The 13,348-nt window shown below is 60.4% G+C and carries 9 protein-coding genes and 1 pseudogene; 5 read left to right on the plus strand and 5 right to left on the minus strand.

Annotated features, from left to right (window positions below; genetic code table 11):
• Positions 1–29: 29 nt before the first annotated feature.
• The gene (locus tag BN2664_RS01070) at positions 30–974 is read left to right on the plus strand and encodes a spermidine synthase (RefSeq protein WP_058120586.1); all 945 of its coding nucleotides are present in this window, start codon (positions 30–32) and stop codon (positions 972–974) included.
• Between the two features lie 463 nt (positions 975–1,437).
• Here BN2664_RS01070 and BN2664_RS09325 read toward each other — a convergent pair.
• Positions 1,438–2,100: pseudogene (locus BN2664_RS09325) on the minus strand (PAC2 family protein); the annotation flags it as partial.
• Between the two features lie 300 nt (positions 2,101–2,400).
• On the opposite strand from BN2664_RS09325, the gene BN2664_RS01075 reads away from it, so the two are divergent.
• On the plus strand, positions 2,401–4,743 hold the full coding sequence (locus BN2664_RS01075; RefSeq protein WP_007000371.1) for a HelD family protein: 2,343 nt from the start codon (positions 2,401–2,403) through the stop codon (positions 4,741–4,743).
• A 150-nt stretch (positions 4,744–4,893) separates the two neighbouring features.
• Complete coding sequence (locus BN2664_RS01080) at positions 4,894–6,789, plus strand: AMP-binding protein (protein ID WP_007000372.1); 1,896 nt, start codon at positions 4,894–4,896, stop codon at positions 6,787–6,789.
• A gap of 35 nt (positions 6,790–6,824) precedes the next feature.
• On the opposite strand, the gene nrdR is transcribed toward BN2664_RS01080, so the two are convergent.
• Both nrdR and BN2664_RS01090 read right to left on the minus strand, forming a co-directional pair.
• Positions 6,825–7,295 (minus strand): transcriptional regulator NrdR, encoded by a 471-nt coding sequence (nrdR, locus tag BN2664_RS01085; RefSeq protein WP_040317060.1) that lies wholly within the window; start codon positions 7,293–7,295, stop codon positions 6,825–6,827.
• A gap of 98 nt (positions 7,296–7,393) precedes the next feature.
• Positions 7,394–8,023: a LysM peptidoglycan-binding domain-containing protein gene (locus BN2664_RS01090; RefSeq protein ID WP_007000374.1), complete on the minus strand. Its 630-nt coding sequence runs from the start codon at positions 8,021–8,023 to the stop codon at positions 7,394–7,396.
• Positions 8,024–8,264: 241 nt separating this feature from the next.
• Between BN2664_RS01090 and lexA the strand changes: the two genes are divergently transcribed.
• Complete coding sequence (lexA, locus tag BN2664_RS01095; protein ID WP_007000375.1) at positions 8,265–9,017, plus strand: transcriptional repressor LexA; 753 nt, start codon at positions 8,265–8,267, stop codon at positions 9,015–9,017.
• A gap of 26 nt (positions 9,018–9,043) precedes the next feature.
• Here the strand turns inward: lexA and BN2664_RS01100 are convergent, their stop codons facing one another.
• On the minus strand, positions 9,044–10,993 hold the full coding sequence (locus BN2664_RS01100) for an ATP-dependent DNA helicase (protein ID WP_058120587.1): 1,950 nt from the start codon (positions 10,991–10,993) through the stop codon (positions 9,044–9,046).
• Between the two features lie 2 nt (positions 10,994–10,995).
• Entirely contained in the window at positions 10,996–12,543 is a 1,548-nt protein-coding gene (gene hflX, locus BN2664_RS01105; protein WP_007000377.1) for a GTPase HflX, read from the minus strand.
• Between the two features lie 155 nt (positions 12,544–12,698).
• On the opposite strand from hflX, the gene BN2664_RS01110 reads away from it, so the two are divergent.
• Complete coding sequence (locus BN2664_RS01110) at positions 12,699–13,334, plus strand: class I SAM-dependent methyltransferase (RefSeq protein WP_051014148.1); 636 nt, start codon at positions 12,699–12,701, stop codon at positions 13,332–13,334.
• Positions 13,335–13,348 lie beyond the last annotated feature (14 nt).

Raw genomic sequence — 13,348 nt, forward strand, 5'->3', positions numbered from 1 at the left:
CGGTGGAGCCCGCGGTGCGAGGTAAGCTTATGGCCGTGACGAAACTACCCGACGGACCGGTGCGTACTGACTTTTCCATCGCCGAATTGGAGCGGTATCGCGACTGTCCCTCGCTCGTCACTCTCTATCTTTCCGGGGTGGAATCCTCCGCTATTGATCTTGCGGATCCGTCCTTCTTGGATTTTGAGTATATGCAGCAGTTCAGGTGCGTCCTCGACGCTGCCTTCCCACCCCGCGACTCGCTGAAAATTTTGCACCTGGGCGCGGCGGCCTGCGCGTTCGCGCGCGCGGTTGATGCACAGCGCCCCAATTCTCGCCAGCTCGCCGTGGAAATTGATTCGAAGCTCGCCACCTACGCGCGCGAGTGGTTCGACTTGCCGCCCTCCCCTCGCCTGAGAATTCGAGTCGACGACGCCCGGCGCACGCTCGACACCACCAAGGCCAGTTGGAATGTGATTATCCGCGATGCCTTCACCAATCTGGATGTGCCCGGCCCTTTGCGCACTGTCGAAGCCGCCCGGCGAGCCTCCGAATCGCTGGCACCCGGTGGGCTCTATCTCCTCAACTCGGTGGCCTCGGCGGGCCTGGAGCAACTGGGTCAGGAGGCCGGCGCTTTGCTCGAATCCTTTGAAAATCTGTGTGCCGTCACCGATCCGGCAATTCTACGCGGGCGCCGGTTCGGGAATATTGTGCTGGTCGCGTCGAATAGTGAGCTTCCGCTACCCGAAATCGAGCGCTCCATTCGCCGCCTGCCCATGCCTACCCGGGTGATTTACCAGAAGGATCTGGCCGCGCGGGCGCGTGCCACCTTCCCCGTGCACGACTCGCAGGTGGGGGTTGGCAAAGCGAAGCCTAGTCCGCCGCGTGGCGGCCCTTGCGACGCGGGGATTGTGATTCGCCACGCTCCTGATCGCCGTTGCCCTCACCGCTTTCGGAACGACCCGGCCCGGTTTCGCCGTACTCACTTGCCGTAGCCGTGGCGCTATCTCGGCTGATTTCGCCGCCATCTTTGCTACTCTGCACGCAATCGTGGCCGCTTTCCGCGCCGCCCGAGGCGGGCTGGCCAGAAGCATCGGCGCGAATTGCGGCCGCCACCCGCGGCCCGGGCCCGGAGCTGAAACCGCGAGCGCGCCGGTACTCCTCGAGCCTCTCCTCGATTCCGCCTAGCGGCGCCAATGGCGCCTCCCGGCTAGCATCCTTGGCACCGTTCTTATATTTCGAAGCCTCGTATTGGGCCAGGAACTGCTCGGCTGCCCGGCCAATCTCATCCGCGCTGGGGACGGCGTGATTAGCGGCGGGGGCTTGCACAAACCCCGGTTCGCCGTCGGCCTGGTCGTATTCGTCCTCAAGCGCGCGAACCATCTCGCGAAGCTGATCATTCTGCTTCATCATGTCCGCCAGGATGTCGTTCTCCTCGCGTACCCCGAGCTCGAGGTCTCCCAGCGGGAAAGAAAGCCCGGAAACCGAGGCGAGCATCGAAAGCGCGGAAACGGCGCCGGCCGCGTAGCGATTACCGGTGAGGTAAACCGGCACCCGCACGGTAATCGTCACCGAGGAAGCCCCGAACTGCGCCACGTTGTATTCAAAGAAATCCGTGAACGAGGCGGCGAACCACACATTGGCGTTGAGGGCCGGGGCCACCCTTTCACGGTTGTGAGAGCGCACCAGCATATCGGGCTGGCGCGTATGGGGAAGCCCCGCGGAAATCGAACCAATGGAAAAGATACGGGAAACCCCGAAGCTATCGAGAACGTCGAGGAGATCTACCGCGAAGGTGTCCCAGTAAAAATCAGGTTCGGTGCCGGTGAGAAGAAGGAATGGTTTACCTTCCATATCGCGCACCACATAAAGATCGATAGAGGGGCGAAACATCCCCACGAGCTCCCCATTGAGGTAGTTCACTCGCGGGCGCTGGGCGCGATAATCCAGTAGCGGGTCGACGTCGATAGAGGCGACCGGCACGGCATCGAGAGTCGAGAGCTCGGAACGGACCAAATCCGATACGGCTCCCGAATCGTTGAGCGGATCGGTCAGATTAAGAATGAGTGAGTCAATCCGCGGCGGAAAATCACCGGCCTTCGGGGTAATGAAACTACCCATATTCGTCCCTCCTCAATTCTTTCCGTGTAGTCACACGTTAGCCGCGCCCAGGGCCGGCACAGTATTCATCCTCTCACACGTCTCCGACGCACTTTCCTGCCCGACGCGCTCGCTACAGCGTGAACGCCAGCACCGCCCCCAAAATTTCCCCCACCGAGTATTTCCCTCGCTGAGCAGGCATTTGTTTTGCGCTGTGAGACGATCCGGGCCGCGCGGTGGTATTTGACACTGCGAGTAGGTGATTTTTCCGCGATAATTGCTTGTCGTTTTCCGCGATCAGCGCTGTGAGGAGTTCGGTTAGTGGCAGAGCGTGAGCAATCGCCCCGCGAGCGAGCAATAGGGGAAGAGCAGAGTTACGTCGACGTCGCCTACGCGGCACTCGACCACCATCGCGACGCCTACTCGCGCCGACTCTCGCGTGTACGTTCCCAGACCGGCCAAGAATCCGCCGGCGAAATGAGCGAGCGCGATTCCTTCGCCACTCACTACGAAGACAACCTGCAGCGCCTGCGCAATGTCGAGCACCGGCTTGTTTTGGGCCGCCTCGATTTTTCCAACGAGCGCCCGCCCGAACATATCGGACGAATTGGGCTCAAAGACGCGAACCACAACATTGTTTTACTCGATTGGCGCGCGCCGCAGTCCGAACCGTTTTATCGGGCAACCGCCGCCAATCCGGGAGCCGTGAAGCGCCGTCGCCACATTCAAACCGAACGTAGAACCGTCACCGGTATTGAGGACGAGCTTCTCGATGCGCAGGCCAGCGCGGCAAATGAAGAGGATCTCAACCTCACTGGCGAAGGCGCGCTGATGGCCGCCATGAACCAGGCTCGCGACGGCAAAATGGGCGATATCGTCGCCACGATCCAAGCCGAGCAAGACAGTATTATCCGCGCGGATCCGCAGGGGATTTTGGTGGTCCAGGGCGGGCCCGGGACGGGTAAAACCGCGGTGGCCCTCCATCGGGCGGCCTATCTGCTCTACACCCTGCGCAATCAGCTTTCACGCTCGGGCGTTTTGGTGATTGGCCCCTCGCCTGTGTTTTTGCGCTATATCGATCAGGTTTTGCCCTCACTGGGCGAATCCGACGTGGTCTCCTCCACCATGGGCGGGCTTTTGCCGGGCATAAGCGCCACGAATGTGGAAAGCGCGGAAATCGCGGAGATTAAAGGCCGCCTGGTGTGGCGCGCCATCGCGCAACGAGCCGTCACCGACATCCTGGAAAAGCCGTTGGAGCAGGTGGTGAGGCTCCGCATTTCCGGCGTGGATGTGCGTTTGCATCCCCGCGATGTGGCCAGTGCCCAGCGCCGAGCGCGCCGCAGCGAGGCGCGCACTCACAACCAGGCGCGCGATATTTACGCCAAACAGTTGGTCACCCTGCTCGCCGAACAGATCGCCGCCGCGCAAGAACTCGAGTTGGCGGATAATCAATGGATTATCGCCGACGTCGCCGCCTCTGTGGACGCGCGCCGGGAGATCAATTTGCATTGGCTACCTTCCTCGGCCGAAACCCTACTTGAGCGGCTCTATAAGCGCCCGCAGCTCCTGGAACGAGTCGCGCCCGAGCTCACACAGCGCGAGCGCGCTTTGCTCTATCGCGAACCGGGCGCGGGGTGGACCGTTGCCGACGTGGCTATTCTCGACGAGCTCGCGGAATATTTGGGGCCTTTTGATTCTGAGATTGATATGCGACGCCGTCGCACCCAACTTGCCGAAGATGCCGAGATTGAGCGCTACGCGCGCGAGGCTATAGCCGGGATGGGCCTGGGCGGAGGCATCGTCAACTCGCAAATGCTCGCTGACCGCATGAAGGTAAACACCGGCCCCGAAACGCTCGCCGACCGTGCCGCCAGCGATCGCACCTGGACCTACGGACACGTGGTGGTTGACGAAGCCCAAGAGCTTTCCCCCATGCAGTGGGAAATGATTATTCGCCGCAACCCCTCCCGCTCGATGACGATTGTTGGCGACCTCGACCAGCGCCCGGCGGGAGCGCCCGAGGGCGGATGGCGCGAACTGGTGGGCCGTTTGGCGCCGCAGGTGCGCGAAGAGCGCCTCACGGTTTCCTATCGCACGCCCGCCACGATCTTGGACGCAGCGGCGCGGACGCTAGCCGCCAACGGCGCGCCCGTCCGTCCGGTCACCGCCGCGCGTAATGCGGAAAACTGCCTGGATATCATTGCGGCCTCGAGCGGGGCGCACACTCATGCCGCGGAACGGCGAGCAGATGCGGATCGCCAGGCAGGTAGGCGCGGGCGAAGCGACCTGCAATCTGCCACGGTTGAGACAATTCGATCCGCGTGCGAAGAGATGGATGATATCTACGGTCCGGGCGGCGGAACCTGCGGGGTGATCGTTCCCGAGAAGCGGGTTCGCGAGTTTAGGGATGTTCTAGATTCCGACCCGGCGCTTGCTCAGTGGACGCGCGATACGGCGGGACACGATGCCTCTGCACGCATTCAATTAGTGGACGCCGTCTACGCCAAAGGCCTGGAATACGACCACGTCATTATGGTTGAGCCGCTGGAGATTCTGGATGAAGGACCGGGCAATCTCTACGTGGCAATGACGCGCCCCACCCGCAAACTTCATATTGTTTATGACCGTGGTCTGCCGCGCGGCTTGGCAATGCCGAAGAGCTAACTCGATAACCGCTGGTTAGCACCTGCTTGGCACTGTGTTTTAGCTGGCTATATCACCGTGTTTTCTAGCAGACGAAAAACAGAGAGCAGATAACCTTTTCAGGCGCGGGTTGAATACACTTCCAAACATTGCACAACTAAGGAGACGCACGTGACGACTAGCGGAACACATGATTGGTACAGGTTCTATCCCGAACATGCTCCGCATGAAATTGACGTCACGGACGAAACGATCGAACAGACGCTTTTTGTTGCCGCAGAGCGCTTTCCCCAGCGTGTCGCCATTGATTACCTGGGGGCCACCGTCACCTATGCGCAGCTACTTGAGCGCTCCCGGCGCGCCGCCACGGTTTTCCGTAGCGCGGGAATTCGCCCGGGCGACGTCGTCGCACTGGCCCTCCCCAATTGCCCACAGCACCTTTATGCGTTCTATGGAGCCGTTTTGGCGGGCGCGACGGTGGCCGAGGTCAATCCGCTGGGCACCCAAATTGAAATCACTCGCGAGCTGGATCTGGTTGCGGCGAAGGCGTTCGTTGCGTGGGAGAAAACCCTCGAGACCCTGGCAGCCACGGAGGACGATTCGCGGGTGTATTTCTCCGTCAACATTTCGCATTCACTTCCTCTCCACTCCCGCCTGCTTTTGCGCCTGCCGGTGAAGAAGGCGCGAAGCCTCAAGGAAAAGCTGCGTGGCCAGGCTCCCGCGGTCGCGGAATCCTTCGACGCCGCGCTTCGCCGCGCAAGCGCCCAGCCACCCGATGCTTTCCGCCCTGCCCCCGCAGATGCGGACGCGGTTTATCTATTCACAGGTGGAACTACCGGTGAACCGAAAGCGGTGCGGCTTTCGCATCGCAATCTCGTCTCCAACCGCAAGCAACTCATTGCCTGGGTTCCATTCGACGCGCAGTCACATCAGGTCGAAGCTGGGGTCTTGCCCTTCTTCCACGCTTTTGGTCTCACCATGGTGCTCCTAACCGGAGTGGATCTCGCCGCCACCATTATCTTGCAACCAACCTTTAATGCCGGCTCGCTACTTGATGCCCATAAGCGCCATCCCATTACGGTGTTTCCGGGCGTTGCCCCCATGTTTTCCCGAGTTCTCAAAGAGGTGGAGGCACGCGAGGCAGCGGGCCGACCGGAAGATCTTTCTTCTATCAAATTCGCCGTCAGCGGCGGGATGGCGCTTGCTCCCTCGCTTGCCACCCGCTGGGAAGAAGCAACGAAGAACTACATTATTGAGGGCTATGGACTAACCGAGGCGAGCCCGGTTATTTCAGGATCTCCAATGAACGAGTATCGCCGCGCCTCAACCCTCGGCGTCCCCTTCCCTTCCACCGAGGTGCGCCTGGCCGATCCGGATCATCCCGATACCACCATTACGGAGGGACCCGGGGAAATCCTCGTGCGCGGCCCGCAAGTATGCCTGGGATACCTTGGTGACGAAGCCGCAAGTGCTCAAACAATCGTCGACGGATGGCTCCGCACCGGCGATATTGGGCATTGGGAGGATGGCTTCCTGGTGATGGCCGATCGCCGCAAAGAGGTCATTATTAACAACGGCTTCAATATCTATCCCACGGAAGTGGAGGATGCCATTCGGAAGATTCCCGGAGTGAGTGACGTCGCCGTGGTGGGAATTCCCGACCATGAGCATGAGGAACGCGGCGAGTCCGTTGTTGCAGCCCTCGTCCTCGAGCCTTCAACGACCATGAGTCTGGCGCAACTTCGACAGTGGCTCGAAGGGTTGCTCCCCCATTACGCCATGCCCACTTCTTTCGCTATTTTCGAGTCCCTGCCTCATTCCATGCTCGGCAAAGTTCTTCGTAAAAGCGTCCGCGAACAAATCGAGCGTTTCCAGCTAGTTGCTGGGCAGTGGGTGCGCTCCGCAACCGAGGTAGCAAGCGATGCCGCCTCACGAGCCATCAGCGCGGCCTCGAGCATGACGAGCCGGCTAGCCTCCCGAGATGATCCGCGCGTGGAGATCCCAGCAGAGTCCCGCGATGATGAACAGGCTCAAGTTTGCCCAGTCACCCACCGCGAGGATGAGTAATTAGATGTTTCACCCCGCTTGTTGCACCTGATGCCCTATTCAGCGGAGGCCGCGCCCGCCCCCTTATCCGCGCGCAGTTCGTCAATCGCAGCCTGGAAATCTTCGGCCGAGTTGTAGTTTGAATACACCGAGGCGAATCGCAGATAGGCAACCTCATCGAGCTCTTTGAGTGGCTCGAGAATCGCCAGGCCAATATCCTGCGAATCGACTTGCGAGCTTCCGAGGGCGCGAACGCGCTCTTCCACCTGTGCAGCGAGCACGGCCAACTGATCTTCCGTCACTGGACGACCTTGGCATGCCCGGCCTACGCCACTAATAATCTTTTCCCGGGAGAACGGCTCGGCGGCCCCGGATCGTTTCATCACAACCAGCGACGCCGATTCAATCGTTGTGAAGCGACGATGGCACTCTAGGCACTCGCGCCGACGGCGAATGGAAAGACCATCCTCCGTGGTGCGAGTATCGACAACCTTTGAGTCAGAGTTTCGGCAGAAAGGGCAATGCATACTCAAACCGTACTCGTTTGATAACTTTCCAGCCAAACCCATTTGCGGCTTTTTTACTGTGAGAAGCATATAATTTCCTCCCCTCAGCAGCCTTCAGCCTAATTCGGCAAACGCAGCACCTGGCCGGGTTGCAAGGCATCAGAGGTGAGCCCGTTCAGCGCCCTTAGCTCTGCCACCGCGCTGGCACCGTCCCGATCCCCCGGCAAAGAGGCAACGATGGAGGAGAGCGTGTCACCGGGTTGGACCGTGACCGCACCATGGCCGGCGGGAACAAAGAGCGATCCGATGACGAGCCCCATGCTCACCAGCAGTGAAACCACAAGGAGAGCAACCGCGGCTTTGAAGCCGCTTGCTGCCGTGGATTCGAGCTCAGCCAGGGCCGTGGGGCGAGGCCTACGTTGAGGCTCAGCCAGACGCGAGACGCTCGTCGCCTTGCGGCGAGATTGAGCGGTCCGGATCGCCAATTTTTCTGCCTTGCGCTGCTTACCGCGAACCACACGCTTATCGGCCTCGCGATTCGTGTTGACGAGCCGCAGGCCCGAACGGCGCGCGTGAGAAAGCGGAGCCGACGCGGCACTCGGCGCAGAAGCGGCGCTAGGACTGGACGGCGCTGTCGCCACCGCGCGCAGAACTGGCCGCGGCTGGCGTAAAACAGCCATCCGCGATTTCTTGCTCCTGGTAACAGATTCCTCGGAAACGGCTTCATAGCGCAGTTCTGCGACGCTCATCGCTCCTCCTTCGAACACGTGTTCGTCGAACACTTGTTTGAATGCTAGCGCGCGTGAAGCCGGATGTCCAGAACATTTGTTCGACATACATGCGAACAAATGTTTGAAACTAAGACCTCTTCGCTCTAGCCTTGACGTAGGTACTAAACCAAGCGCCTCCGACACGGTTTTTGATCATTTCGGTTTTTGATGATCGTGGACGATCACAAATCTGCGCGCGAACAGATTGGAGCAACCCGGCATGACGGACTTTCCGCAACTTACGGAACGCCAAACCGACGTTCTCACCTGCATTGCTGAAGGGCTCACCGCACATCGCTTCCCGCCCACCATTCGCGAGATTTGCCAGGCGGTAGGCCTGTCCTCCCCGTCATCCGTCAAATACCAGCTCGATTCGTTGACCGAGCTGGGTTACATTCGCCGCGATCCGCGCCGCCCGCGCACAATCGAGCTCACCGATCTGGGAGCTGATTGGTTTAGCGGTAATGCGGATTCCGCCCCCGCTGCATCCCCGGTGCGAGGAGACGCCGCAAGCTTTGGCGTCTACATAGAAGACGAAAATGTGATTCCGCTTCGCCGCCCAACCTATGACGACGGAACTGGTGAGGTCGAAATACCTGAGGCCATCAACGTTCCGGTGGTGGGAAGAATTGCGGCCGGCTCCCCCATTCTCGCTGACCAAGTCGTTGAAGACGTGTTTACCCTCCCGCGCCAGCTGACGGGTGATGGCGAACTTTTCACCCTCAAGGTTTCGGGTGATTCTATGATTGAAGCCGCCATTTGTGACGGCGATTGGGTTGTTGTGCGTCGCCAACCGGTGGCGAATAACGGCGAAATCGTAGCTGCGATGATCGACGGCGAAGCAACAGTCAAGGTTCTCGACCGGCGCGGAGGGCACGTCACCCTCCTGCCACGGAATATCAATTACGACCCAATTCCCGCCGATACCGCGCAAGTGCTCGGCAAAGTTGTGATGGTGCTACGCGCCCTCTGAGGCGTACCGCCTCTGAGCTCACCCCACTATAAGTTAAGACGCCGGAGCGCATCGCGCACCACTTGCGGATTGTCCGTCGGCCACATCCGCGGCATCGAGGCAAGCAGAAAACCGCCATATCGCTTGGTTCGCAGGCGAGAATCGAGAACGGCCACCACTCCGCGATCGTCTTGCCGCCGTAATAAGCGCCCCGCGCCCTGGGCAAGCAGAAGCGCCGCGTGTGACGCCGATACTTCCATAAACCCGTTGCGCCCGCGCCGGGCCGCCTCGCGCGTGCGGGCTTTCACCAGTGCGTCGTCGGGCCGCGGGAAAGGAATTCGGTCGATAATGACCAAACGGCAAGTATGTCCGGGAACGTCGACGCCCTGCCAGAGCGAAATGGTCCCGAACAGTGAGGCGGCGCTATCCGCCTTGAAATCTTCGATCAGGCTCGGCAGAGAGTCTTCTCCCTGGAGGAGAATCGGGGTATCGAGACGATCGCGCGCGTAGGCTGCCGCATTTTCGGCACCGCGGCGTGAAGTGAACAAACAGAGCGCCCCGCCGCCCGAGGCCTCAATCAATCCCACCATTTCATCGAGTTGGTCTGTACCGTAGCCCTCCCGCCCGGGTGCGGGCAGGTGCGCGGCAATATACAAAATTCCTTGGCGCGCTGGGTCAAACGGGCTCTCCACGCTCACCCCCGACCACGGCCCCTGCGAAGGGTACATAAAACCGCATTCGCGCGCCGCGTGCTCGAATCTGCCGCCCACCGTCAACGTGGCGGAAGTGAGGAGAACCGGCACTTCCTCAAAAAGCGAATCCGCCAGCGCCGCGGACACATCGAGCGGCGCCACATAAAGGGAGGCCCGGTCCTCGCTGTCTCGCGCGATCCAGGGAACAAGGTCGCCGCCAATTTTGTCCGAAAGCACTTGTTCGACGACGTCGACCACATCCGCCACTCGCGAGCGTAGAACGGCTTTTGATGCCGCCTCATCTGGTTCCTTGCCCGGCAAGTCAGCGATGTCTTCCTGAGAACGCTTAAGCTCTCGCAGAAGGAGAACCAGGGCATCTTGCAAGGGAAGCGGGATGCACTGCAGACGCCCCTCGGGCAGATCCTCCATCGCCTCGTCGAGGCCGTCGGCCGCGGATTCAAGATCCGCCGGAAGCACCTTTTCCCGCCGCATTAGCCGGGCCAATCCGCGTAGCTCGGCCTGTGAAAGCGAGACCGTAAGCTGGGAAGTCACCCGGCTCGCCAACTCGTGCGCCTCGTCCACGATGTAGGCATTCGCCTCGGGAAGCACCGGCGTGCCCTGGCTTTGCACCCCCAGCATCGAATGATTCGTCACGATCACATCCGCGTCCGCTGCTTCCGCGCGCGCCTGGTAGGCAAAGCAAGACTCCGCTAGAGGGCATTTAGCGCCGAGGCATTCTTTCTTCGAAACGGATACCTGGCGCCAGGCACGATCAGAAACTCCCGGCATCAGATCATCGCGGTCCCCGGTTCGGGTCTCGTTCGCCCATTCCCTCAGACGCACCACTTCTTCGCCGGTGGCGGAAGCCCCGTACTCACCTTCCGCCCGCGATAGAAGAGCGTCATCCTCCGGGTATCCGCCCGCCACCTTTCGCAGGCAGAGGTAGTTATTCCATCCCTTGAGTAACGCTACTTTCGGAGCTTTCCCCAACTCCTTTTTGGTGGCATCGGTGGCTAAAGGTGCGTCGTGGCGCAGAATCTGGCGTTGCAGGGCAAGGGTGGCAGTAGAAACGATTGCCCTCTGGCCGGTGCGCACGCTCCACTCCATTACCGGCACCAGATAGCCAAGCGATTTACCGGTACCGGTACCTGCTTCGATGAGCACATGCTCGGTGTTATAAAGCGCTTCGCTCACTTTCTGCGCCATATCTGCCTGGCCGGCACGGCGGCTTCCACCCAGTTCGGAAATTGCGTTATCGAGGATTGCCTCAACTTCCCGCCCCGGACCGTTCTGCGATTCTCCCACCGTTATGAGCTCCGCTCTGGCGAATGCCCATCGCTGTTTCCGCTCGCGGCCTCAAATTGGGCCGCGATTGATTTTGGCACCCGGGCATGAACGAAAGTCCCGTTATCTCGATAAGCCACCGGAGCCAGCAGGTCGCCATACTCGTAAATGAGTGAAACCAGGTCACCGCGCGAGAAAGGAATAACCCCTTCAATCTCGGATTCGAGCTGAGGCAAAAGCTCATCGATTTTGCCCATTAACTCGTCTAGTCCCTCGCCTGTTGCGGCGGAAACCGCCACCGCATCGGGGAACCGAGTCCGCAAAGCGGCAAGATCAACCGGATCTGCCAGATCAATTTTAGAAAGCACAATGAGTTCAGGGGCCTCTCGGGCGCCGTCGACCCCATTGAGCACCTCGTGCACGGCCTTTACCTGACCCACCGGATCGGCATGCGACGCGTCCACCACGTGCAAAAGCACGTCAGCTTCACCCACCTCTTCGAGCGTCGAGCGGAATGCCTCCACCAGCTGGGTGGGGAGATTACGTACGAAACCGACGGTGTCAGAGAGGGTGAATTCGCGATCCGAGGGCGTGCGAGCGCGGCGAACCGTGGGATCCAAGGTGGCGAAGAGTGCGTTTTCTACCAGCACCCCAGCCCCGGTGAGGCGATTGAGAAGAGAAGATTTTCCGGCGTTTGTGTAACCAACGATCACTACTGAAGGGATTCCGGTCCGCTGGCGCTCGGCCCGCCGCGTTTCCCGCGCCGGCTTCATTTTCTTGATATCGCGCCGGAGCTTCGCCATTCGGAAACGGATGCGGCGCCGGTCCAGTTCGAGCTGCGTCTCACCCGGTCCGCGCGAACCAATCCCTGCACCGCCGGCTACCTGGCCGCCCGCCTGGCGGGACATAGACTCGCCCCAGCCACGAAGTCGCGGAAGCAGGTATTCCAGCTGCGCCAGCTCTACCTGCGCCTTCCCCTCTTTTGATTTGGCGTGACGCGCAAAAATATCAAGCACCAGCGCGGTGCGGTCAATGACCTTCACACCCACCACGTCTTCCAGTGCGCGGCGCTGGGAAGGGGCAAGTTCCGAATCGACGATAACGGTGTCCGCCGTCTGCGCGCGCACCAGATCCGCTAGTTCGTGCGCCTTGCCTTTGCCGAGAAAGGTAGCATTATCGGGAATATCACGACGCTGCAAAACGCCAGCCACCACCGTCGATCCGGCGGTATCCGCCAGCGCCGCCAGCTCGCGCAGCGACTCTTCGGCTTCCGTTCGCCCCTGTGCATAGACTCCCACCAGTACCACGCGTTCCAAACGGACTTGCCGGTACTCGAGTTCGACCTGCTCATCATCAGCAAAATTTCCGCCGATGCCTTCAACACGCTGGAGTCCTTTGCGTTGCTCACGATCGAGCCAGTCCCCCGCCCAGGCGCGCCCGTACCTGGGGTCAGCTTGTAAAGACGTCCCGGCACGCGAGTGAATATCGACTGTTCGGTTATCCGCTTCTTCCCCTCGGTTCGAGGCCTCCGCTGAGGCCTGGGAGGAATCGTGGTTGCTTTTCGTATGCACTCCTTTGTCCTTTACCTCATTGTGGCATGAAACCGGCGCGCGAGAAAACGATGCGCCTCACCCCACGCCTTTCCTGGCTCACGTCGCGCATTTCGCACCTCACGCTGCGTCTTGCCTGGTTCTTCCACTCGCCCGCGTGTTCTAAGCTTGTGGGCATGACGGAGCATTACTTTTCTGCGCATCCCGACTCCACCCCCCATCATCGCTCGCTGAGAGTAAAACTGCGCGATCGCGATTTTGAGGTAACGGTGTCCGACGGTGTCTTTGCTGGCCATCGCCTCGATAAGGGCACCGAGGTTCTCCTCAATAAGGTTTTCCTCTCCACGATCGAGGAGGGCGATATTGTGCTTGACCTCGGGTGCGGTTGGGGTCCCATCAGCTTGGCGCTCGGTACCGAGTACCCGCAGGCAAAACTGTGGGCCGTCGATGTTAATGATCGCGCCCGCCACCTCACCGAAAAGAATCTTCGCCATCACGGTATCGACGCTTTCGTCGCCGCTCCCGAGCAGGCTTTGACCGCGCTGGGCTCGCAGAAGATCAGGCTCATCTGGTCCAATCCCCCAATTCGTATTGGCAAAGAACAGCTCCACGATCTTCTTCTCACCTGGCTTCCCCTCCTGGCTGACGACGGCGAAGCCTACCTCGTGGTGCAAAAGAACCTGGGAGCTGATTCACTCGCCACCTGGATATCTCAGCAGGGGTGGGATGCCACCAAGGTCCGCTCTTCAAAGGGCTTCCGAATTCTGCGAGTGGCTTGGCCGGGCAATCCCCTCGCCAGCGAAGATGCCTAGTCGTCGCACCAAGC

It is taken from the genome of Actinobaculum massiliense (assembly GCF_001457435.1).
In the GTDB taxonomy this organism is placed as follows: domain Bacteria; phylum Actinomycetota; class Actinomycetes; order Actinomycetales; family Actinomycetaceae; genus Actinobaculum; species Actinobaculum massiliense.